This is a genomic window from Pedococcus sp. P2_A3 (genome assembly GCF_056405035.1).
In genome coordinates this window covers 45,386-65,394 of sequence record NZ_JBFUCW010000008.1, presented here as the reverse complement: position 1 = coordinate 65,394, position 20,009 = coordinate 45,386, and the positions used below count along the sequence as shown (strand labels likewise).

The 20,009-nt window shown below is 71.3% G+C and carries 20 protein-coding genes and 1 tRNA gene; 10 read left to right on the top strand and 11 right to left on the bottom strand.

The genetic code is table 11. The annotated features are described in order from the left end of the window. Positions 1–4 precede the first annotated feature (4 nt). From AC1DX8_RS08450 to AC1DX8_RS08430, 5 genes are all read right to left on the bottom strand, one after another. Positions 5–2,116, bottom strand: coding sequence for an NAD(+) synthase (locus AC1DX8_RS08450; protein ID WP_477629469.1), 2,112 nt, complete (start codon positions 2,114–2,116; stop codon positions 5–7). Between the two features lie 32 nt (positions 2,117–2,148). Next, positions 2,149–3,324, bottom strand: a complete 1,176-nt coding sequence (locus tag AC1DX8_RS08445; RefSeq protein WP_477629468.1) for an RNA polymerase sigma factor — start codon at positions 3,322–3,324, stop codon at positions 2,149–2,151. Continuing rightward, complete coding sequence (locus AC1DX8_RS08440) at positions 3,321–3,734, bottom strand: YciI family protein (RefSeq protein WP_477629467.1); 414 nt, start codon at positions 3,732–3,734, stop codon at positions 3,321–3,323. Before AC1DX8_RS08440 ends, AC1DX8_RS08445 begins: the two co-directional genes overlap by 4 nt. Positions 3,735–3,919: 185 nt before the next feature. Then, on the bottom strand, positions 3,920–4,855 hold the full coding sequence (locus AC1DX8_RS08435; protein ID WP_477629466.1) for a lysophospholipase: 936 nt from the start codon (positions 4,853–4,855) through the stop codon (positions 3,920–3,922). A gap of 227 nt (positions 4,856–5,082) precedes the next feature. After that, positions 5,083–5,165, bottom strand: a tRNA-Leu gene (locus AC1DX8_RS08430). Between the two features lie 176 nt (positions 5,166–5,341). Between AC1DX8_RS08430 and AC1DX8_RS08425 the strand changes: the two genes are divergently transcribed. The 7 genes from AC1DX8_RS08425 to pknB are packed head-to-tail and all read left to right on the top strand — an operon-like array spanning position 5,342 to position 13,948. Then, positions 5,342–6,175, top strand: coding sequence for an FhaA domain-containing protein (locus AC1DX8_RS08425; protein ID WP_477629465.1), 834 nt, complete (start codon positions 5,342–5,344; stop codon positions 6,173–6,175). 9 nt (positions 6,176–6,184) lie between these two features. After that, on the top strand, positions 6,185–6,685 hold the full coding sequence (locus AC1DX8_RS08420) for an FHA domain-containing protein FhaB/FipA (protein ID WP_477629464.1): 501 nt from the start codon (positions 6,185–6,187) through the stop codon (positions 6,683–6,685). Between the two features lie 13 nt (positions 6,686–6,698). Beyond that, the gene (locus AC1DX8_RS08415) at positions 6,699–8,042 is read left to right on the top strand and encodes a PP2C family protein-serine/threonine phosphatase (RefSeq protein WP_477629463.1); all 1,344 of its coding nucleotides are present in this window, start codon (positions 6,699–6,701) and stop codon (positions 8,040–8,042) included. Beyond that, the gene (locus tag AC1DX8_RS08410; RefSeq protein ID WP_477629462.1) at positions 8,039–9,415 is read left to right on the top strand and encodes an FtsW/RodA/SpoVE family cell cycle protein; all 1,377 of its coding nucleotides are present in this window, start codon (positions 8,039–8,041) and stop codon (positions 9,413–9,415) included. The genes AC1DX8_RS08415 and AC1DX8_RS08410 overlap by 4 nt, the downstream gene beginning before the upstream one ends. Further along, on the top strand, positions 9,412–10,869 hold the full coding sequence (locus AC1DX8_RS08405) for a peptidoglycan D,D-transpeptidase FtsI family protein (RefSeq protein ID WP_477629461.1): 1,458 nt from the start codon (positions 9,412–9,414) through the stop codon (positions 10,867–10,869). The genes AC1DX8_RS08410 and AC1DX8_RS08405 overlap by 4 nt, the downstream gene beginning before the upstream one ends. After that, positions 10,866–12,119: a serine/threonine-protein kinase gene (locus AC1DX8_RS08400; protein WP_477629460.1), complete on the top strand. Its 1,254-nt coding sequence runs from the start codon at positions 10,866–10,868 to the stop codon at positions 12,117–12,119. The genes AC1DX8_RS08405 and AC1DX8_RS08400 overlap by 4 nt, the downstream gene beginning before the upstream one ends. Then, positions 12,116–13,948, top strand: a complete 1,833-nt coding sequence (gene pknB, locus AC1DX8_RS08395) for a Stk1 family PASTA domain-containing Ser/Thr kinase (protein ID WP_477629459.1) — start codon at positions 12,116–12,118, stop codon at positions 13,946–13,948. The genes AC1DX8_RS08400 and pknB overlap by 4 nt, the downstream gene beginning before the upstream one ends. 128 nt (positions 13,949–14,076) lie before the next feature. On the opposite strand, the gene AC1DX8_RS08390 is transcribed toward pknB, so the two are convergent. From AC1DX8_RS08390 to AC1DX8_RS08375, 4 genes are read right to left on the bottom strand one after another with little or no spacing between them, the layout of a single operon-like run. Beyond that, positions 14,077–14,733 (bottom strand): aminodeoxychorismate/anthranilate synthase component II, encoded by a 657-nt coding sequence (locus AC1DX8_RS08390; protein ID WP_477629458.1) that lies wholly within the window; start codon positions 14,731–14,733, stop codon positions 14,077–14,079. Further along, complete coding sequence (locus tag AC1DX8_RS08385; RefSeq protein WP_477629457.1) at positions 14,733–14,927, bottom strand: hypothetical protein; 195 nt, start codon at positions 14,925–14,927, stop codon at positions 14,733–14,735. The genes AC1DX8_RS08390 and AC1DX8_RS08385 overlap by 1 nt, the downstream gene beginning before the upstream one ends. Before the next feature lie 3 nt (positions 14,928–14,930). Next, positions 14,931–15,632: a class E sortase gene (locus tag AC1DX8_RS08380; protein ID WP_477629456.1), complete on the bottom strand. Its 702-nt coding sequence runs from the start codon at positions 15,630–15,632 to the stop codon at positions 14,931–14,933. Next, positions 15,629–16,381, bottom strand: a complete 753-nt coding sequence (locus tag AC1DX8_RS08375) for a DUF881 domain-containing protein (protein ID WP_477629455.1) — start codon at positions 16,379–16,381, stop codon at positions 15,629–15,631. Before AC1DX8_RS08375 ends, AC1DX8_RS08380 begins: the two co-directional genes overlap by 4 nt. Before the next feature lie 65 nt (positions 16,382–16,446). Here AC1DX8_RS08375 and AC1DX8_RS08370 point away from each other — a divergent pair, with 65 nt between their 5' ends. Further along, positions 16,447–16,695, top strand: coding sequence for a cell division protein CrgA (locus tag AC1DX8_RS08370; protein WP_477629454.1), 249 nt, complete (start codon positions 16,447–16,449; stop codon positions 16,693–16,695). 85 nt (positions 16,696–16,780) lie between these two features. Here the strand turns inward: AC1DX8_RS08370 and AC1DX8_RS08365 are convergent, their stop codons facing one another. Continuing rightward, positions 16,781–17,662, bottom strand: coding sequence for a rhomboid family intramembrane serine protease (locus AC1DX8_RS08365; protein ID WP_477629453.1), 882 nt, complete (start codon positions 17,660–17,662; stop codon positions 16,781–16,783). Between the two features lie 99 nt (positions 17,663–17,761). Further along, the gene (locus AC1DX8_RS08360; protein ID WP_477629452.1) at positions 17,762–18,280 is read right to left on the bottom strand and encodes a peptidylprolyl isomerase; all 519 of its coding nucleotides are present in this window, start codon (positions 18,278–18,280) and stop codon (positions 17,762–17,764) included. A gap of 184 nt (positions 18,281–18,464) precedes the next feature. On the opposite strand from AC1DX8_RS08360, the gene AC1DX8_RS08355 reads away from it, so the two are divergent. Together AC1DX8_RS08355 and AC1DX8_RS08350 are read left to right on the top strand one after the other, a co-directional pair. Beyond that, positions 18,465–19,310, top strand: coding sequence for a hypothetical protein (locus AC1DX8_RS08355; RefSeq protein WP_477629451.1), 846 nt, complete (start codon positions 18,465–18,467; stop codon positions 19,308–19,310). 131 nt (positions 19,311–19,441) lie between these two features. After that, the gene (locus AC1DX8_RS08350) at positions 19,442–20,008 is read left to right on the top strand and encodes a MauE/DoxX family redox-associated membrane protein (protein WP_477629450.1); all 567 of its coding nucleotides are present in this window, start codon (positions 19,442–19,444) and stop codon (positions 20,006–20,008) included. Position 20,009: the final 1 nt, after the last annotated feature.

The following is a 20,009-nucleotide window of genomic DNA, read 5'->3' as shown; positions in this document are numbered from 1 at the left end:
CGCGTCAGCCCTCGGGAACGTTGGCGCGCAGCTCCTCGAGCCACGCGCGGCCGGTGACGTCAGACGGCATACGCCAGTCGCCGCGAGGCGAGAGCGACCCTCCCGCAACGACTTTCGGGCCGTTGGGCAGCGCGGAGCGCTTGAACTGGTTGCCGAAGAAGCGCTGCACGAAGACCTCCATCCAGTGCCGGATGGTCGCGAGGTCGTATGCCGCGCGCCGGCTCTCGGGGTAGCCCGCCGGCCAGTCGCCCGCCTCCACGTCGGACCACGCGTGGTGCGCGAGGAAGGCGATCTTGCTGGGTCGGTAGCCGCGCCGCAGCACGTGGTAGAGCGTGAAGTCCTGCAGCGCGTAGGGGCCGACGGAGTCCTCGGTGGACTGGAGCTTCTCGCCCGCCTTGGCCGGCACCAGCTCGGGGCTGATCTCCTGGTCGAGGATCTCGGTGAGGGTCTCGTTGACGTCGCCGCCGCTGGTGTCGTCGAACTGGCCACTGCTGACGACCCAGCGGATCAGGTGCTGCATCAACGTCTTCGGCACGCCGCTGTTGACGCCGTAGTGCGACATCTGGTCGCCCACGCCGTAGGTGCACCAGCCGAGCGCGAGCTCCGAGAGGTCGCCGGTGCCGAGGACGATGCCACCGCGCTGGTTGGCGGCGCGGAAGAGGTAGTCGGTGCGCAGCCCGGCCTGGACGTTTTCGAAGGTGACGTCGTAGACCTCCTCGCCGCGACCGAACGGGTGCCCGAGGTCCTTGAGCATCTGGGTGGCGGCAGGCCGGATGTCGAGCTCCTCCCACGTGATCCCGAGCGACTCCATCAGGTGCACGGCGTTGCTCTTGGTGCCCTCCGTCGTGGCGAACCCCGGCATGGTGAAGCCGATGATGTCGGTGCGGGGACGGCCGAGCCGGTCCATCGCCTTGGCCGCGACGATCAGCGCGTGGGTCGAGTCGAGGCCGCCGCTCACGCCGATGACGATCGTCGGCTGCCAGCGGTCGGTCGCGATCGCGCGCAGCCGCTGCTCGAGCCCGGAGACCTGGATGTTGTAGGCCTCGTAGCAGTCGAGCGCGAGCCGGGCCTCGTCGTCGGGCACGAACGGGAACCGGTCGACCTTGCGGCGCAGCCCGAGGTCGCCGGTCGGCGGCTCGAGGGTGAGCTCGATGCGTCGGAACACCTGGCCGTCGTTGACGCCCTCGGTCTTTCGGTTGTCGTCGAAGGACCCCTGCCGCATCCGTTCCTGGCGCAGCCGGTCGAGGTCGACGTCCACGACGGTGGCGCGCGGGCCGTCGGGGAACCGCTCGCTCTCGCCGAGCAGGTCACCCATCTCGTAGACCATGGTCATGCCGTCCCACGACAGGTCGGTGGTCGACTCCCCGGCCGACGCGGCGGCATACAGGTAGGCGGCGTTGCACCGTGAGCTCGCGGAGCGGGCGAGCAGGTGGCGGTCCTCGGCCCGACCGACGGTGATGGGCGACGCCGAGAGGTTGAGCAGCATCGTGGCGCCCGCGAGCGCAGCCGCGGCGCTCGGCGGGATCGGCACCCACATGTCCTCGCAGATCTCGACGTGGACGGCCAGACCCGGGACGTCGGTCGCGTCGAAGATCAGGTCGGCGCCGAACGGAATCTCCCCGTCCTCATCGGAGCCCGGCCAGCCCGGTCGGTCGAGGTACTCGCCGAACTGGTCGTCGCCAGCCGCGAAGTGTCGCTTCTCGTAGAACTCGCGGTAGTTGGGCAGGTTCGACTTCGGCACGACGCCGAGCACCTCGCCGCGGTGGATCACGACGGCACAGTTGTAGAGCCGGTTGTGCTTCAAGAGGGGCGCACCCACGACGACGACCGGCAGCAGGTCGATGGTCGCCTCGGCCAGGGTGAGGACCGCGCGCTCGACCTCGTCGAGCAGCACGTCCTGGAGCAGCAGGTCGTCGATGGCGTAGCCAGACAGGCTCAGCTCGGGGAACAGCGCGACCGCCACGCCGTCGTCGTGCAGGCCCCGCACCTGCTCGACGATGGCCTCGGCGTTGCGCGCGGGGTCGGCGGCCGCGACCGGGAAGGTGCAGGCGGCGACGCGGGCGAAGCCGTGTCGGTAGGCCGACGCGAAGGTCGAGGGTGTTGCCCCGTGGTCCATGTTCCGAGTCTGTCAGAGAGGCAGCCCGCGCCTCAGCCGGTCGCTGCTCCTCCTCCGCGGAGGCGGGCGGCTTGCCGGGTGAGGTGGTCGCGTTCCGCAGCATTCGTCGCCGCCCGGGCGGCCGCGGCATACAGGTCCCTCGCCTCGGCGAGGTCGCCGGCACGTTCGTGCAGGTATGCCGCGACGGCGGTGTGCCGGGGCACGCTCGCGTCCACGGCCGCGAGGGCGCGCAGGCCGGCCAGCGGTCCGTCCACCTCACCGACGGCGACAGCACGGTTGAGGGCCACCACCGGGCTGTCGGTGAGGCGGGCGAGCTCGTCGTACCACTCGAGGACCTGGGTCCAGTCGGTCTCCTCGGCGGACCGCGCGTCGGCGTGCAGCGCCGCGATGGCCGCCTGCGCCTGGTACTCGCCGAGCCGGTCGCGGGCGAGCGCGAACTGGAGGAGGTCGACGCCCTCGGCGATGAGCCCGGTGTCCCACAAGGAGCGGTCCTGCTCGGCCAGCGGCACCAGCTCCCCGGTGGCCGTCCGGCGGGAGGCGCGGCGGGCGTGGTGCAGGAGCATCAATGCCAGCAGGCCCTGCACCTCTGGTTCGTCGCTGGCGGCGGCGAGCTGTCGGGTCAGCCGGATCGCCTCGGCCGCCAGGTCGACCTCGCCGCCGTAGCCCTCGTTGAAGATCAGGTAGAGCACGTGCAGGACCGTGCGCAGGTCGCCGGGCTGGGTGAGCCGCTCTCCCGAGAGCGCCCGCTTGGCCCGGCTGATCCGCTGGGCCATCGTCGCCTCGGGCACGAGGTACGCCTCCGCGACCTGCCGTGTGGTGAGGCCGCCCACCGCCCGCAGCGTCAGCGCGACCGCGGATGAGGGGGACAGCGCGGGGTGGCAGGAGAGGAAGAGCAGGAGCAAGGTGTCGTCGGCCTGCTCGGTGGCGCCGGCCCCGGGCTCGTCGTGGAAGCGCTCCTCCCTGCGCCTGCGCGCGACCTCGGAGCGCACGATGTCGAGGTACTTGCGCGAGGCGACCGTCACCAGCCACCCCTTGGGCTGGTCGGGGAGACCGTCGTCGGGCCACCGCCGGAACGCCTCGACCAGGGCCTCCTGCACGGCGTCCTCGGCCGCTGCGAAGTCGTCTCCGCGGCGGACGAGGACGCCGAGCACCTGGGGGCCGAGGTGCTTGAGCAGGTCCTCGAGCTCGGCCGGCCGGGACCCGGTCACTCCGTGACGGTGGGCAGCTCGGACATGAACGGCCGGACCTCGATCCACTCGTGCAGCGGCACCCCTCCGGGGCCCGGCGCCGAGGACAGGAAGGCGGCGGCCTCGTGGGCCCGCTCCTGCGAGTCGACGTCGATGATCATCCAGCCGGCGATGAGGTCCTTGGTCTCGGCGAACGGGCCGTCCGTCACCGGCGGCCTGCCCTCGCCGTCGAACCGGACGAACGTCCCCTCGGGCGACAGCGCGTCGGCACTGACGAACTCCCCGCGCTCGGCGAAGGTGTCGGCCACGTGCTGCATGAACGCGATGTGGTCGTTGATCTCCTGGGGCGTCCACTGGTCCATCGGGATGCAGCCCTCGGCCGTGCGCTCGGGTCCACCCTGGTAGTGCTTGAGCAACAGGTACTTCGCCATGGTTCCTCCTCGGTCCGTGACGGCCATTCTGGCCGCCATCACCCCGAGGACGGAGCCGTCAGCCGGTTCTCGACATCCGCCGCGCAACAACTTTCGGCCCATCGCCCGATTCCCCGGACCCACCACCGCGCCGAGCCCCAGAATTTTGGGCGATGGGCCGAAAACCCTCGGGTATGCCGCGTGGTTCAGCCCCGCGCGGGGAGGTGGGCGTCCAGCCACTCCACGACAGAGTCCATGACCTCGTCGCGGTTGGTCTCGTTCAGCATCTCGTGCCGGCCCTGCGGCCAGAGCTTGAGCGTGACGTCAGCGACACCCAGGCGGCGGAGCTGGTCGGCGACAGCCGTCGGGCCCTTGCCCTGGGCGCCCACCGGGTCCTGGTCGCCCGAGAAGACGAAGATCGGCAGGTCCTTGGGCACCTGCGCCACGACCTGGTCGGAGTTGATCGCGCCCAGCCCGCCGAGCAGGTCGGCGAAGAACCCGCTCGTGAAGACGTTGCCGCAGCGCTGGTCCGCGACGTACTTGTCGACCTCGGCCTCGTCACGAGAGAGCCAGTCGAACTTCGTGCGGTTGGGCTTGAACGCCGCGTTGTACTGACCGAACGTGAGCTGGTCCATCAGGCCGCTGACGTGCCGCCGACCGCGCAGTCGCGCCTGGGCCGTGGCCAGCGCGAGCCCGACCTTGCCGAGCGCGCCCGGGTCACCCGCGGTGCCGGACAGCACCAGCCCGTCGAGGTCCGCACCGAAGCGGGTGGCGTACGACCGGCTGAGGAACGACCCCATGCTGTGGCCGAAGAGGAAGAAGGGCAGGCCCGGATTCTCCTCCCGCGCGTGGTCGCCCACCAGGTGCAGGTCGTCGACGACCGTGTCGAAGCCGTGGTCGTCGGAGAAGTACCCGGCGTCCTGCGCCGAGCGGGCAGTGGACCCGTGGCCGCGGTGGTCGCTGGCGTACACGGCATACCCAGCGGCGGTGAGCCGCTCCGCGAACCGGGCGTAGCGGTCGCTGTGCTCCGCCATCCCGTGGGCGATCTGGACGACGGCCTTCGGTGGCCCGTCGGGCAGCCACCGGTTCACGTGCAGCTGGGTGCCGTCGGGGGTGGCCAGGGTGAAGCTGCTGGACTGCATGCGCCGACGATATCGGCGAGGTGTGCCGGACCAGCAGCAGGACCCCTCGACGACGATCTCGTCGAGGGTCCCCGGTCACGTGCGCGAGGGGGGACGCCGTCACTCGGTCGCCGAGCGACCTCGCTCCTCCCAAACCCCACCGTGCTTCCCAGACGTGAAACTGAAGGCCCCCTCACCTCACGAGTGAAGGCCCCCGACCGTTGTGATCGGGGGCCTTCAATTTCACGTGCGCGAGGGGGGATTTGAACCCCCACGCCCTTTCGGACACTGCGACCTGAACGCAGCGCGTCTGCCGTTCCGCCACTCGCGCGTGGGACCGGCCAATTGTGGCGGACACCCCCCGAATTCACCAAACCGGGGTGCAATCGGCCTGACCAGCCTCCGGCTGCGGGCTTCTCCCCGGCGCGCATGACGAACCTGCCCAGATCAGCCCGTTACGATCGTGGACCAGACAAGGACCGGGCAACACGTGAGGAGGTGGCACCGATGGGCCTGTTCGACCGCGTTGAGCAGCGACTCGAGCGTGCCGTCAACGGTGCCTTCGCGCGCGCCTTCAAGTCCGAGGTGCAGCCGGTGGAGATCGCCTCCGCGATCCGCCGCGCCATGGACGACCGCGCCGCCGTCCTGGGGCAGGGCCGCACGATCGTCCCCAACCTGTTCACCGTGGAGCTCTCCGACACCGACTACGAACGCCTCGGCGGCTACGACGAGGAGCTCGAGGTCGAGCTCATCGCGGCCGCCCAGGAGCACGCCGAGTCGCAGCGCTACCAGCCGGGCGGCCCCCTGCAGGTGACCTTCGCCAGCGCGAACGACCTCGAGACCGGTGTCTTCCGCCTGCGCACCTCCACCGTGCGGCGTCCCGGCACGGCGCCCTCCCGGGGCGAGGAGGGGTATGCCGCCGCGCCGGCCCCCAGCCCCGCACCCCCGGTCGCCCCCCGGCCGCAGCCGGTCGACGACGGCCTCGAGGCGACCCAGCGCCAGGCCCCGGTCGCGCCGCCCGCCCAGCCGCGCAGGGTCAACCCGGCCGACCGCCCGTGGCTGGACGTCGACGGCGAGCGCTACCCGCTGATGGGCGCCATGACGGTGCTGGGCCGCGACGACAGCGCCGACATCATCCTCGACGACCCGGGCATCTCCAGGCGGCACAGCGAGATCCGGGTGACCAACGACGGCCCCCACCTGGTCGCGAGCATCCGCGACATGGGGTCGACCAACGGCACGTTCGTCAACAGCGAACGCATCACCAGTCAGCGCCTGTCCGACGGGGACCGGATCACGGTGGGGCGCACCTCCGTCATCTACCGCGCCGGACGGCGGTGATCCCCACGCATGAGTGAACTGACCCTCACGATCATCCGCCTCGGACTCCTCGTCCTCCTGTGGATCTTCGTCTTCAGCGTCGTCGGCGTGCTCCGCGGCGACCTCTACGGCACCCGTGTCGTGAGCCGCACGCCCCGCAAGCCGACGCCCTCGACCCGCCAGCCCGCGAGCCGTGGCGCCGCGACCCCCAAACCCCCCAAGCGGCAACCCCACTCGACCGCTCCCCGCACGCTGGTCGTCACCGGCGGCGCCCTCACCGGCACCAGCCTCCCCCTGCGCGAGGCCGGCACGATCATCGGTCGCAACCCCGAGTGCGCCCTGGTCCTCGACGACGACTTCGCCAGTGGCCGGCACGCGCGCATCTTCCACCGCGACGGCGCCTGGTTCGTCGAGGACCTCGGCTCCACCAACGGCACCTTCGTCGGCAGCGAGCGCCTCACCGGCCCGGTGCGCGTCGAGGCCGGCAGCACGCTGCGGATCGGCAAGACCGTCATCGAGCTCCGGCGATAAGGCAGCGACGACGATGCCCTTCGCCTTCCACTACGCCGCACGCTCCGACGTCGGCATGGTCCGTTCGGAGAACCAGGACTCCGGGTACGCCGGGCCCCGGCTGCTCGCCATGGCCGACGGCATGGGCGGCCACGCCGGCGGTGACATCGCGTCCTCCACCGTGATCGGTGCCCTGGTCGACCTCGACGGGGAGGCCCTCGGCAGCAGCGAGGCCAGCAGCGCACTCCTGCAGAGGATCTCGGCCGCCAACGACCAGCTCGCCGACATGGCCAAGGCCGAGCCGCGGCTGCAGGGCATGGGCACGACGCTCATCGCCATCCTGCGATCGCACAACAAGCTGGTCCTCGCCCACATCGGCGACTCCCGTGCATTCCTCGCCCGGGACGGCAAGCTGACCCAGATCACCAAGGACCACTCGTTCGTCCAGAGCCTCGTCGACGAGGGGCGGATCACCGAGGACGAGGCGATCGGCCACCCCCAGCGCTCCCTGGTGACGCGGGTCCTCACCGGCCAGCAGGACGACGAACCCGACGTCACGGTGCGTGAGGCCCGCATCGGCGACCGCTACCTGATCGCCTCCGACGGCCTCACCGACTACGTCGCCGGCGACACCATCGCCGAGCTCGTCCTGGCCGGCCAGCCACCCGGCACGACCGCCGACCGTCTGGTCGAGCTCGCCCTCAAGGCCGGTGCGCCCGACAACGTCACCATCGTCATCGGGGACGTGGTCGACCTCACCAAGGGCGCGGCTCCGCCCACCCAGCCCCAGATCGTCGGCGCCGCGGCCACCCGCACCAAGGGCACCCGACCGATCCCGCTGACGCCGGCCGCCAAGGCGGCGGCCCTGTCGCGCGAGGCCGCGGGCGACGCAGACGACGATGTCGAGGACGTCACCCTGGCCGAGGAGGGTCCGGCCTCGGGCGCCGGCCGCTGGCTGCGCCGCGTCGCCCTCCTCCTCGTCGTCCTGATCGTCCTCGGTGGTGGCTCGTATGCCGCCTACACCTGGTCGCAGCGCCAGTACTTCGTCGGCGCGCACAACGGCAACGTCGCGATCTACCAGGGCGTGACGCAGGACGTCGGGCCGATCAGCCTGTCCCACGTCGCGTCCGAGTCGGACATCCGCGTCGCGGACCTCCCGGACTTCTACCGCACCAAGGTCGAGGACCGGGTGTCGACCGACACCCGCAAGGACGCCGAGGCGCTCGTGAGCCAGCTGCGCACCGAGGCGTTGCGGTGCTCCGCGAGTCCCGCCACCTGTGACGACACGGGCAGCTCCACCACCCCGTCGACCACGACGTCCACCACCCCGACCACCACCACGACGGCGCCGGCTCCGTCGTCCACCACCACGCAATGACGACGGTCTCCAGCGTCGCCCCTCGCACCCGCCGCAACGTCGAGCTGGTGCTGTTGCTGCTCGCCGTCGCGATCGTGGTGCTGGCCTACGTCAACGTCGGGCTGTCCGTCTCCGGGGCGTTCCCCCCGGGACTCGTCACGCACGGCGCCGGGTTGCTCGTCATCTCGCTCGCCTTCCACCTGCTGCTGCGCTGGAAGGCGGCCTACGCCGATCCCCTCCTGCTGCCCATCGTCACCCTGCTCAACGGCCTCGGCCTCGTGATGATCCACCGCCTCGACATCGCCGAGGGCCGCGACATCAGCGAAGGCCTGGCCCTGCGCCAGCTGACCTGGAGCGCACTCGCCGTGGCGATCGCCGCCGGGGTCCTGTGGTTCCTGCGCGACCACCGGATGCTGCGGCGCTACACCTTCACCGCAGCCGTGGCTGGTTTCGGCCTGCTCATCCTCCCGCTGCTGCCCGGCATCGGACGCACCGTCAACGGGTCGCGCATCTGGATCGGCTTGGGCCCGTTCACCTTCCAGCCCGGCGAGGTCGCCAAGATCGTCCTCGCGGTCTTCTTCGCCGGCTACCTCGTGCAGACCCGTGACGCGCTCTCCCTGGCCGGCCGCAAGGTCCTCGGCTTCACCTTCCCCCGCGGACGCGACCTCGGACCGATCATCGTCGCCTGGGTCCTCAGCCTCCTCGTGCTGGTCTTCGAGAAGGACCTCGGCTCCTCCCTGCTGCTGTTCGGCCTGTTCGTCTCCATGCTCTACGTCGCCACCGAGCGCACCTCGTGGATCGCCATCGGCATGACGTTGTTCTGCGCCGGCGCCTACGTCGCCTACCTCGCCTTCGGCCACGTCCAGGCGCGCGTGCACCTGTGGCTCGACCCGTTCGCGCCTGACCAGTCCGACCAGGTCGCCAAAGGCCTGATGGGTATGGCGGCCGGTGGCCTCCTCGGCACCGGCCTGGGTCGCGGGCGTCCCGACCTGACCTACTTCGCGGAGTCCGACTTCATCTTCCCGAGCTTCGGCGAGGAGCTCGGGCTGGTCGGCCTGTTCGCGCTGCTGGTCCTCTACGTGCTCCTCGTCGAGCGCGGCCTGCGCACGGCCCTCGGGGTGCGGGACGGCTTCGGCAAGCTGCTGGCCAGCGGCCTGGCCTTCTCGATGGCCCTGCAGTGCTTCGTCGTCGTCGGCGGCGTCACGCGGGTCATCCCGCTGACCGGTCTGACCATGCCGTTCCTGTCCTACGGAGGATCCTCCCTGCTCGCCAACTGGTCCCTCGTCGCCCTGCTGCTGCGCATCAGCGACGTCGCCCGCCGACCCGTCGCGGAGGTCCAGACCGGACCCAGCCCGTCGGGTGAGGCCAAGACCGAAGTGGTGGCGATCCGGTGAACTCCCCGATCCGCCGCCTGTCCACCATCGTCGCGATGCTCTTCACGACCCTGCTCATCTCCACGACCTACATCCAGTTCGTGCAGGCCAAGTCGCTCCAGGACCGTCCCGAGAACCGCCGCACCCTGCTGGCCAACTACGCCCGCGAGCGCGGCCAGATCCTCGTGGGGGGCAAGCCGATCGCGAAGTCCACGGCCACGAACGACGAGCTGAAGTGGCTGCGCACCTACCCCGGCGGCGGCCTGTACTCCCACGTCACCGGCTTCTACTCGTTCACCTACGGCGCGGGCGGCGGCATCGAGGGAGCCGAGAACGACCTGCTGTCCGGGTCGTCCGACAAGCTCTTCTACCGCAGGGTGAGTGACATCCTCACCGGCAAGGAGCAGACCGGCGCGAGTGTCGAGCTCACCATCAACGCGAAGGCCCAGGCCGCCGCCGACAAGGCGCTGGGCAACCAGCGCGGCGCGGTGGTCGCGCTCGACCCCACCACGGGCGAGATCCTCGCGCTCGTCAGCCACCCGGCATACGACCCCGCCACGCTGAGCAGCCACGACACCGACAAGGTCATCGCGGCCTGGAAGCAGCTCAACGCCGACCCGACCCAGCCGATGGTCGACCGTGCCATCGCCGGCAACCTCTACCCGCCGGGCTCCACGTTCAAGGTCGTCACCGCCGCTGCCGCGCTCGAGTCCGGGAAGTACACCGAGGAGAGCGTGATCCCCGGTCCCGCGGTGCTCGACCTGCCCCAGACCGACAACGACCTGCCCAACGACTTCAAGGGCTCCTGCGGCGCGAACAACAAGACCACCCTGACCCACGCCCTCGAGATCTCCTGCAACACCGCCTTCGGGTGGCTGGGCATGCAGGTCGGGGCCGACAACTTCCGCGCGCAGGCGGCCAAGTTCGGGATGGGCGACCGCCTGCAGGTGCCCATGTCGGTCACCCCCAGCTCGGTGCCGGCCGAGCTCGGCCCGGCCCAGCTCGCCCAGTCCGCGATCGGCCAGTACGACGTGCGGGTCACCCCGCTGCAGGTCGCGATGATCTCGGCCGCGATCGCCAACAACGGCGTGGTCATGCGCCCGCACCTGGTCAAGAAGGTGACCTCGTCGGACCTCGAGGTCATCGACGAGCCCCAGCCGGAGCAGCTGTCGCAGGCCGTCTCGGCCGACACCGCCGCCGCCCTGACCCGGATGATGGAGGCCGTGGTGAAGAGCGGCACCGGCCAGGCCGCCCAGATCAGCGGGATCGACGTCGCCGGCAAGACCGGCACCGCCCAGCACGCCAAGGGCAAGCCGCCCCACGCGTGGTTCACCGGCTTTGCCCCGTCGAACGACCCGAAGATCGCCGTCGCGGTCGTGGTCGAGGACGGCGGGAACGCCGGCAACGAGGCCGCCGGCGGCCGGGTCGCCGCGCCGATCGCCAAGGCCGTCATGGAAGCGGTGCTGGGCCAATGACCTACGCACCCGACGACCTCATCGCTGACCGCTACCGGTTGGTCGAGCGCATCGCCTCCGGCGGCATGGGCGAGGTGTGGCGCGCCCATGACGAGACCCTCGATCGCGATGTCGCCGTCAAGGTCCTCCTGCCCGACAGCGCCCAGGACGAGGGGTTCGTCGAGCGGTTCCGCTCCGAGGCCCGGCTCAGCAGCCAGCTCAGCCACCCCAACGTGGGCACCGTCCACGACTTCGGGGAGCACGACGACCAGGCCTTCCTGGTCATGGAGCTGATGCCGGGCGAGCCGCTGTCGACGATCATCTCCGAGCGGGCGCCGATGCCCCAGGCCGAGGTCACCGAGATCCTCTACCAGACGGCGCTGGCCCTCCAGGCCGCCCACGACGCCGGCGTGGTCCACCGCGACGTCAAGCCCGCCAACATCGTCGTGGACCCGCAGGGGTACGCCAAGCTCACCGACTTCGGCATCGCCCGTGCGCTGGGAGAGGCCTCCCTGACGCAGACCGGTGAGGTGCTGGGTACTCCCCACTACCTCGCGCCCGAGCAGGCGAAGGGAGCCCAGGCCGGACCCCTCAGCGACGTCTACGCCCTCGCGGTGGTCGGCTACGAGATGATCACCGGCCAGCGGCCGTTCTCGGGCGACTCGATGGTCGCCACCGCCCTCGCCCACGTGAGCCAGCCCGCGCCCCAGCTCTCCGACGACGTCGACGAGCCCCTGCGCACGACGGTGATGGCGGCGCTGGCCAAGGACCCTGCTCAGCGTCCCCAGAGCGCCGCCGAGTTCGCGCAGGCCCTGCGGCTGCCGCCGGGACAGGTGCCCGAGCACCTGGCTGCCGGCGCGGCCGCCGCGGTCACCCCGGCCATCGCGGGCGCCCCGCTCGACCTCGGCCCCGACGAGCCCCTGCCCACCTCGGTGCTCCCCACGTCCGCGGCGGTCGAGACCCACACCGACGTCCCCGAGCACGACACCCGCCGTCCTGCGTGGCTGCTCCCTGCGCTCGCGGCGGCGGTCGTCCTCGTCGTCGTGGTGGCAGCGCTCGCCATCGGGGGACGAGGGAACGCCAGCACGCCGGTCGGCACCCCGCAGCCGAGCGCCTCCGCGACCACGACCACGACCACACCACCCACGACGCCGGTGGCCAGCACGACCACCAGGCCGACGGCGTCGCGCACCACCACCGCAGTCAAGGCCTCGCCCACCCCCGGCCCCGGCAAGGGGCCAGGCAAGGGCAAGGGGGGAAGGAAGAAGTGACCGCACCACGTCTGCTCGGGGGACGCTACGAGGTCGGGGAGCTCCTCGGCCGAGGCGGGATGGCCGAGGTCCACCTCGGTCATGACACCCGGCTGTCGCGTCCCGTGGCGATCAAGATGCTGCGGTCCGACCTGGCCCGCGACACCCAGTTCCTCAACCGGTTCCGCCGCGAGGCGCAGTCCGCCGCCGGTCTGAACCACGCCTCGATCGTCGCGGTCTACGACTCGGGCGAGGACCACACCCTCGAGGCCGGGGGCGCCTCGGTCCCGGTGCCCTACATCGTCATGGAGTTCGTCGAAGGGCGGACCCTGCGTGAGCTCCTCAACGCGAGCTCCCCCCTCGACCCCGCGGAGGCCGCCCGGATCACCGAGGGTGTGCTCGATGCGCTGGCCTACAGCCACCGCATGGGGATCGTGCACCGCGACATCAAGCCGGCCAACGTGATGATCGGCCCCCAGGGCCAGATCAAGGTGATGGACTTCGGCATCGCCCGGGCGGTCGCCGACGCCAATGCCACCATGACGCAGACGCAGGCGGTCATCGGCACGGCGCAGTACCTCTCGCCCGAGCAGGCCCAGGGCCACCACGTCGATGCCCGCTCCGACCTCTACTCCACCGGCTGCCTCCTCTTCGAGCTGCTCACCGGGCGCCCGCCGTTCCAGGCCGACTCGCCGGTCGCCATCGCCTACCAGCACGTCGGGCAACCCCCGCCGCGGCCCTCCACCCTCAACCCTGCCGTCGACCCCGCCCTCGACGCCGTCGTCCTGCACTCCCTCGCCAAGGACCGCGAGGCGCGCTACCAGGACGCGACGGCGTTCCGCGCCGACCTGCAGGCCGCGCGGCTCGGGCGCCCGATCAGCGACGCAGCCCGCGGCACCGCCGGGAGCGCAGCCGAGCCGACCGTCGCCCTGGCCGCTGTCGCACCGGCCGCGGCGACCACCGTGCTCGCCACCGCGAGCGGGTATGCCGCGCTGGACCCGGTGGGTTCCAACACCGCCACGTTGCCGGCGATCGGCCACGACCCCGACGACGAGCCACGCAAGCGGCGCGGGCTGGCGTACTTCCTGCTCGTGCTCGCGGTGGTCGGCGCGCTGGCGCTGCTGGGCGTCGCGGGCAAGGCCCTGCTCGACCGCCCCCCGACCGATGCGCCGAAGGTCGCCGTGCCGACCCTCATCGACCTGCCCCAGGCCGTGGCCGAGGCCAGGATCAGGGGCGTCGGGCTGGTGCCCGAGGTGACCCAGGTCGCCAGCGCCAAGGAGGTCGGGTTGGTGGTCGACCAGAACCCCGGCGCGAGCGAGCTGGTCGCCAGCGGCAGCAAGGTGGGCATCAGCGTGTCCGCCGGACCCGACACCGTGGAGCTCCCCGACCTCAAGGGCTTCACCCAGGACGAGGCCACCGCTCGGCTCGCGGCCCTCGACCTCAAGGTCGGCACGGTCAAGCAGGTCGACGACACCGGGCTCGACAAGGGCAAGGTGTTCACCACCTCGCCGGCAGCCGGTGAGTCGGTCGCGGTGGGCTCCGCGATCAACCTCAACGTGTCCTCGGGGAAGGTCACGGTGCCTGACGTCGTCGGCAAGACCCGCAACGAGGCCGCCGACATCCTCGGGAACCTCGGGCTGAGCGTGAAGACCACCTACGTCGACAGCACCGAGGCCGAGAACTCCGTGCTCAAGCAGAGCATCAAGGCCAACACCAAGGTCGAGGACGGGTCGACGATCACGCTCACCATCGCCCAGCCGCCCCCGCCGACCCAGACCCCGACCACCCCGCCGCCCACGACGACGACCGGGCCGACCACTCCGCCGACGACGACCACCACCGCGCCGTAACCGGGCGCGCAGCGGCACGGGGCTGGACGGCCGCGAGGGACGCTCCGCCGAGATCCCAACTCTCGGGCCTGCGCACCCCATGTCGGGCCGAGAGCTGGGATCTCGGGAGGGTGCCCGCGGGGCTCGACCTAGCCGGCCGCGACCGCGCGCGCCACGCCCTCGGCGTCGTGCACGAGGGGGCTGAGGCCGGCGGAGCGGGCGACCGCGTCGTCCAGACCGCAGCCGACCAGCCAGTTGGCCAGGATGCGGTGGCCACCCTCGGTGAGCACGCTCTCGGGGTGGAACTGCACCCCGTGCAGCGGCAGGTCGCGGTGCCGCACGGCCATGATGATGCCCGACTCGGTGTGGCCGTTGGCGACCAGCGTGTCGGGCACGGTCGCGGGGTCGATCGTCAGCGAGTGGTAGCGCGTCGCGGTGAACGGCGAAGGTAGGCCGGCCAGCACTCCCGTGTCGTCGTGGAGCACGCGTGACGTCTTGCCGTGGAGCAGCTCGGGGGCCCGGCCGACCGTGGCGCCGACCACGACCCCGAGCGCCTGGTGACCGAGGCAGACGCCCAGCATCGGCTGGGACCGCTCAGCGCAGGCCTCGATCATCGCCATCGAGACCCCGGCCTCCTCGGGGGTGCCGGGCCCGGGCGAGACGAGCACACCGTCGAAGTCGGCACCGTCGGCCGGGCCGACCGCGTCGTTGCGCACCACCTCGCACTCGGCGCCGAGCTGCTGGAGGTAGCCCACGATGGTGAAGACGAAGCTGTCGTAGTTGTCGACGACGAGGATGCGCGTCATCAGGCCTCCCGGACGTGGGCGACGACCCCGGCGCTGGGGTCGACGGTGTTGTCGTTGAACGGCATCAGCGGCGCGATGCGCGGAAACAGCCACAGGAAGCAGAACGCGACCACGAGCAGCACCAGGACCACCGCGAGGACGACCCGCACGACGAGGGGACCGGGCAGCGCTCGCCAGATCGCGGAGTAGATCATCGCTCAGGCCGCCTTCTTGGAAGAACTCTTCGGGACGGTCAGGGTGCCGGCCGGCAGGCCCTCGGCATGCGGGTAGGTCTGCACGAGCTGGGCGAACACCACGTAGCGCTTGGCCGCGCTGTACTTCGGGTGGCACGCCGTCATCGTCATCCACCGCTCGGTGGGCTGCACGCCGGGGTGGTCGGGCACCGGGGCGACCACCTGCACGTCGGTGGGCGCCACGATCTCGTGCCGCTTCACGGCATACACGCTGTATGCCGTCCTGGTCTCGACCACGATCAGGTCACCGGTGCGCAGGGTGTCGATGTCGTGGAACGGCCGACCGTAGGTGGTGCGGTGCCCCGCGACGGCGAAGTTGCCGACCGCCCCGGGCAGCACGCTGCCCTTGTAGTGGCCGATGCCCTCCTGGAGGATGTCGCGGCTCGTGCCCTCGAGCACCGGCCGGGCGTAGCTCGCCCCGAACCGCGGGATGCGCACGATCGCGAACGCCGACCCGAACGGCACCGCCTTCGGGGTCTCCGTGGCCGGGGCGGTGGACGAGGGCGTCGCGAAGTCACGGGTCAGGCGTGACACCGTGGCGTCCTGGGTGCGGTTGGCCGTGACGTCGGTGAACCACAGCTGCCACGCGACGAACAGCAACAGCACCAGCCCGGCCGTGACCAACAGGTCGCCGAGGATGCCCAGGGTCCAGCGTGCGAACTTCACCGGGTGGTCCTTGCCCTCTCGAGGTTGATGGAGCCGGCGTAAGCCGGGAAGGTCTGCTCGCGCCGCGACTTCACGTCGTAGCCGACCCCGACCGCGGCGACCCACTGCTTGTAGATGGCGACCGACGGGCTGCGATCCAGTGACGCGCGCAGGGCGGACTGGTTGCCGATCGCGGTGATGACGTAGGGCGGCGAGTAGACCCGACCCTGGAGGATCAGGGTGTTGCCGACGCAGCGCACCGCGCTGGTCGAGATGACCCGTTGGTCCATCAGCATCATCGCCTCGGCACCGCCCTGCCAGAGGGCGTTCACGACGGCCTGGACGTCCTGCTGGTGCACGACGTAGTCGTCGACGGAGATGCCGTCAGGGAGCTGGTCGGGGACGTTGCGGGCGTCGGTGAGCGTCACCTGCACGGTCGGTCCGGACACCGCCTGAGTGCCCGCGGCCAGGGCGAGCTGGTCGGCCAGCCGGGTCAGCTGGGTGACGCGCAGGTCACCCGGCGCCTGCTGGGCCGACAACCGGTCGACCTCGGCGCGGAGCGAGGCGACCCGCGAGGCGAGCACGGCGTTCTGGCGGGTCTGCTGGCGGATCAGGCCGGGGAGGTCTCCCGCGGACGACCGCAGGTCGGTCCCGCGGGCCGTGGCGGCGCTCAGGGCGAAGAGCACGCCGGCGCCCAGCGCGACCAGGGGCACCACGGCCGACCACACGGTCGGGCGGCGTGTCAGCCACGTCAGCCGCTGGTCCGCCATGGCACTACGCTATGCCACACCGTCGCGGCGGCGATGCAGCCGTCCGAGCTACGAGGAGTGTTTCCGTGCCTGAGTCCAAGGGTCGCGCCAAGCGCGCGTACACCCCGCCGAGCAAGCCCGCGAAGGCCAAGGTCGGCAACCCGCCCTGGTTCGTGCCGGTGATGCTGACGCTCATGGTCGTCGGCCTCCTGTGGATCGTGGTCTTCTACATCACCAGCCAGCGCTTCCCGATCGAGTCGCTCGGTCGCTGGAACCTCGGGATCGGCTTCGGGCTGATGCTGTCCGGCTTCGCGATGACCACGCGCTGGCGCTGACTTCCCCAGACCTCCCCGACTTCTCCACAGGGGTTTGTCCACAGGGTTCTCCACAGCTGGGGACAAATGACAGGCGTGTAATCCGCTAGGCGAGGATGCCGCTGGGTGACACGGCATACTTCGCGACCGCGACGCCGATCACGACGATCAGCACCAGCACGACGCCCGGCCACTGCCAGCGGCGGCGCTCCTGGGCGGAGGTCGCGGCGATCACGCCGGCCACGGCGGCCCCGGTGACCAGGCCACCGAGGTGGGCCTGCCAGGCGATGCCCGGCACGACGAACCCGATCACGGCGTTGATGCCGATCGTGGCGTACATGCCGGCCGACGAGCGGCCGAGGTGCCGGTTGAGCACGAGCAACGCGCCGAAGAGGCCGAAGACGGCCCCCGAGGCGCCGACCGCGCCGATGTACCACGAGCTCGGGTGCTGCGGGTCGAACGCCACCGCCGGTGACAGCAGCAGGTAGCAGGACGAGCCGCCGAGCGCGCTGACGAGGTACACCGCGGCATACCGGGCACCCCCGAGCAGCCGCTCGAGGTACTGCGCGCCCACCATCCACAGGGCGAGCATGTTGAACAGGATGTGCGTGATCGTGGCGTGCGCGAACGCCGACGTGAGGAACCGCCACGGCTCGTGGGCGCCGAGGTACGGCACGAACGAGATGTCGCGGCTCAGCCCCGGTCGGGCGGTCTGCAGCACGAAGACGAGCACGCAGATCGCGATGATCGCGTACGACACCACCGGGGTGTCGGTGACGTTGCCCCCGAACACCGTGCGGGTGCTGCGGACGGTCTTGGCCTGGGCCTTCACGCAGTCCACGCACTGCACCCCGACGGCGGCCGGGCGCTGGCACTCCGGGCAGACCGGGCGCCCGCACCGCTGGCAGCGCACGTAGGAGACGCGGTCGGGGTGCCGGGGGCACACCGGGGTCACCTGCTGCTGCGGGTATGCCGTGGGCTCACTCATGCGTCGCGCTCCGGGGGTCGTTCGGGCCATCGGCGCGAGGTGTCCGGCCGGGCCCTCGGTCGGGCCGGCCGGACACCTCGAACCGGTGGTCGGTCGGCGTCAGTCGTGGACGACGACCGACTCGATGACAACGTCCTCGACGGGCTTGTCGTTCGCACCCGTGGGGACGGCGGCGATCTTGTCCACGACCTCCCGGCTGGGACCGTCGGCCACCTCACCGAAGATCGTGTGCTTGCCCTGGAGCCAGGCCGTGTTGCCGACGGTGATGAAGAACTGCGACCCGTTGGTGCCCTTGCCCATCCGCTTGCCGGCGTTGGCCATGGCGAGCATGTAGGGCTTGGTGAAGTCCTTGTCGGGGCTGATCTCGTCGTCGAAGGTGTAGCCGGGGCCGCCGAAGCCCTGCCCCAGCGGGCACCCGCCCTGGATCATGAAGCCGGGGATGATGCGGTGGAACACCAGGCCGTCGAAGAACGGCGTGGGGTTCGAGCGGCCGGCGTCGTCGCGGTACTCCTGCTCGCCCTTGGCCAGTCCCACGAAGTTCTTGACGGTCTTCGGGGCGTGGTCGGGGAACAGCGTGACGTTGATGTCGCCGTGGTTGGTCTTGAGGGTGACGTTCATGCCACGCATCCTTCCATGCGGGGCCCCCCGAGATCGCTGCCAGTACCCCCACGGGCTTGCTCACCAGCGGAAACAAGGCAGGATGGGGAGGGAGAAGTCGTCCGTCCGGCCTTCGCCCGGTGCCCTTCGAGGGACCGGTCAGCAAGGTCAGGGAGTCCAGATAAGCCACGTCACAGGAGGCACGGTGTTCCGCACCAAGACCAAGACTGAGCAGGCCACCGAGGCAGTCAGCAGCTCCGCCCAGAGCGCGGCCGACTACGCCGCATCACTCAAGGACCGGGTGGCCCCGGCCGCAGAGGTCGCCAAGGAGCGCGCCGTCCAGGCCAAGGACTGGGGCAAGCCGCACGTCGAGCACGGCCTCGAGGCTGCCCGCGACTGGGCCAAGCCCCGCGTCGACCACGGCATCGAGGTCGCCGCCCCGAAGCTGCAGGGTGCCGTCGAGGGTCTCGCGCCCAAGGTGGACACCGCCCGCGACACCATCGTCGACTCGCTGCTCCCCAAGGTCGCCGAGGCCATCGCGGCCGTTGCCGCCGCCTCGGCTGCCGCCAAGTCGGCTGCCAGCGACACCGCCGACCGGTCCTCCGACGCCTACTCGGTGCTCAAGGGAGATGCCGTCGCCAAGCCGCGCCGTCGCAAGGGCCGGTTCCTCCTGGTGCTGGGCCTGGCCGCCGCCGTGGCCGCCGGTGTCGCCGCGTTCCGCAAGTCGGCACCGCGCGAGGACCCGTGGGCGACCCCGCTCGACGACCCGTACACCGCGCCGACGACCGGTCGCGAGTCCACCGCCACCAAGGTCTCGAACCTCGCGGATGCCGCCAAGGACAAGGCCAGCAGCGCTGCCGAGACCGTGAAGGACAAGGCGTCCGACGCCAAGGACAAGGCCACCGAGGCCACGTCCGACGCCAAGGACAAGGTCACCACCAAGGGCAAGCACGTCGCCAGCGACACCGCGGACGAGACCGACGACGCCGCCCACGACCTGGCCGACAGCGTGGGTGACGCGGCTCAGGACGCCAAGGACAAGGTCGACTGACCCCACACCCCGCGGGGACCGCTGACGAGCTCGACGAAACGGCGTCTCTGCGTCCCGTTTCGTCGAGCAACCGCCGTTTCGCACGGTCGGGGCAGGCTGTTGGCCGGTCGGCTCGACTACGGTGGCACCACATGTGGGACCTGGCAGCCGGACCGTTCCTCGCCGCGGCGGGGCTGCTCGTCGTGGCCGGGGTCCCCAAGGTCGTCGACCCGCTGCAGCTCGTCCGCGCGATGCGGGCGGCCGGGCTGCCCGTCGATCGCCACCTGGTGCGCGGCTTCGCGGTCGCCGAGGTCGCCGTGGGTGCCTGGGCGCTGCTCGCACCCGGTCGGTATGCCGCGGGGCTGGTTGCCGCGGCATACCTCGCGTTCACCGCCTTCGTGGCGCGGGTGCTGACGCGCGGCGGGGTGCTGGGGTCGTGCGGCTGCTTCGGCAAGCCCGACACCCCGGCCACCCGCACGCACCTCGCCCTCACCGCCCTGGCCGCCGGCACCGCCCTGGCCGTGGCCGTCGACCCACCCACCGCCGCCTGGGGTGACGTCGATGGCGCCACCATCACGACGGCCGGGCTGGCCGCCGTCATCGGGTTCCTGGCCTGGCAGGTGATGGCCGTGCTGCCGACCACGTCGCCCGCCGCGATCCGCACCACCACCACCCGTACCACCACGACCCGCACCACCCGAACCACCGTGAAGGACTGAG

Bases quoted from the DNA above. Each gene is read 5' to 3' on its own strand.
- AC1DX8_RS08420 (WP_477629464.1), top strand. From the start codon at position 6,185: ATGAGTGAACTGACCCTCACGATCATCCGCCTCGGACTCCTCGTCCTC.
- AC1DX8_RS08385 (WP_477629457.1), bottom strand. From the start codon at position 14,927: ATGATCTACTCCGCGATCTGGCGAGCGCTGCCCGGTCCCCTCGTCGTG.
- AC1DX8_RS08365 (WP_477629453.1), bottom strand. From the start codon at position 17,662: ATGAGTGAGCCCACGGCATACCCGCAGCAGCAGGTGACCCCGGTGTGC.
- AC1DX8_RS08350 (WP_477629450.1), top strand. From the start codon at position 19,442: ATGTGGGACCTGGCAGCCGGACCGTTCCTCGCCGCGGCGGGGCTGCTC.
- AC1DX8_RS08450 (WP_477629469.1), bottom strand. From the start codon at position 2,116: ATGGACCACGGGGCAACACCCTCGACCTTCGCGTCGGCCTACCGACAC.
- AC1DX8_RS08360 (WP_477629452.1), bottom strand. From the start codon at position 18,280: ATGAACGTCACCCTCAAGACCAACCACGGCGACATCAACGTCACGCTG.
- AC1DX8_RS08440 (WP_477629467.1), bottom strand. From the start codon at position 3,734: ATGGCGAAGTACCTGTTGCTCAAGCACTACCAGGGTGGACCCGAGCGC.
- AC1DX8_RS08400 (WP_477629460.1), top strand. From the start codon at position 10,866: ATGACCTACGCACCCGACGACCTCATCGCTGACCGCTACCGGTTGGTC.
- AC1DX8_RS08415 (WP_477629463.1), top strand. From the start codon at position 6,699: ATGCCCTTCGCCTTCCACTACGCCGCACGCTCCGACGTCGGCATGGTC.
- AC1DX8_RS08390 (WP_477629458.1), bottom strand. From the start codon at position 14,733: ATGACGCGCATCCTCGTCGTCGACAACTACGACAGCTTCGTCTTCACC.
- AC1DX8_RS08435 (WP_477629466.1), bottom strand. From the start codon at position 4,855: ATGCAGTCCAGCAGCTTCACCCTGGCCACCCCCGACGGCACCCAGCTG.
- AC1DX8_RS08375 (WP_477629455.1), bottom strand. From the start codon at position 16,381: ATGGCGGACCAGCGGCTGACGTGGCTGACACGCCGCCCGACCGTGTGG.
- AC1DX8_RS08410 (WP_477629462.1), top strand. From the start codon at position 8,039: ATGACGACGGTCTCCAGCGTCGCCCCTCGCACCCGCCGCAACGTCGAG.
- AC1DX8_RS08425 (WP_477629465.1), top strand. From the start codon at position 5,342: ATGGGCCTGTTCGACCGCGTTGAGCAGCGACTCGAGCGTGCCGTCAAC.